The sequence below is a fragment of the Mesorhizobium sp. M7A.F.Ca.MR.245.00.0.0 genome (assembly GCF_003997415.1).
Taxonomy (GTDB): Bacteria; Pseudomonadota; Alphaproteobacteria; order Rhizobiales; family Rhizobiaceae; genus Mesorhizobium.
This window is the reverse complement of the sequence record NZ_RZTE01000104.1, coordinates 1-1,062: the sequence shown is the minus strand read 5'-3', so window position 1 is coordinate 1,062 and position 1,062 is coordinate 1. Positions and strand designations below refer to the sequence as shown.

1 protein-coding gene is annotated in these 1,062 nt (G+C 65.0%); it reads right to left on the bottom strand.

The features are described 5' to 3' along the window. Positions 1 to 1,062 (bottom strand): chaperonin GroEL (gene groEL, locus EOB80_RS34260; protein ID WP_127332397.1); only part of this gene is annotated, 1,062 nt, incomplete at both ends.

Here is a 1,062-nt window from a genome sequence, read left to right as displayed (position 1 = left end):
GCCGCCGCCAGCCGACTCCTTCTTCGGAGCCTCCGCGATCATGGCTTCGGTGGTGACCAGCAGGCCGGCGACCGAGGCCGCGTCCTGCAGAGCCGTGCGCACAACCTTGACCGGATCGACGATACCCAGGGCGATCATGTCGCCATATTCGCCGGTCTGGGCGTTGTAGCCGAAGGTCGCGCCCTTGTTCTCAAGGATCTTGCCGGCAACGATCGATGCTTCCGCACCGGCGTTGGCCGCGATCTGGCGGGCCGGAGCCTGCAGCGCACGACGCACGATGTTGATGCCGGCGGCCTGGTCGGCGTTGACGCCGGTGGCCTTGATGTTGGCCGAAGCGCGCAGCAGCGCGACGCCGCCGCCAGCAACGATGCCTTCTTCGACGGCCGCGCGGGTCGCGTTGAGGGCGTCATCGACGCGGTCCTTCTTTTCCTTGACTTCGACTTCCGTCGCCCCGCCGACGCGGATCACCGCAACGCCGCCCGCCAGCTTCGCGAGACGTTCCTGCAGCTTCTCCTTGTCGTAGTCCGAGGTGGTCTCTTCGATCTGCTGCTTGATCTGGGCGACGCGGCCCTGGATCTCGGCCTTCTTGCCGGCGCCGTCGACGATGGTGGTGTTCTCCTTGGAGATCGACACCTTCTTGGCGCGGCCGAGCATGTTGAGGCCGACGTTCTCGAGCTTGATGCCGAGGTCTTCCGAGATGACCTGGCCACCGGTGAGGATGGCGATGTCTTCCAGCATGGCCTTGCGGCGATCACCGAAGCCCGGCGCCTTGACGGCGGCGATCTTCAGGCCGCCACGTAGCTTGTTGACGACCAGCGTGGCCAGAGCCTCGCCTTCGACGTCTTCCGAGATGATGAGCAGCGGCTTCGAGGTCTGCACGACGGCTTCGAGAACCGGCAGCATGGCCTGGAGGTTGGACAGCTTCTTCTCGTGCAGGAGGATGTAGACGTCCTCGAGCTCGGCAACCATCTTGTCGGCGTTGGTGACGAAGTAGGGCGAGAGATAGCCGCGGTCGAACTGCATGCCTTCGACGACTTCGAGTTCGGTCTCGGCGGTCTTGGC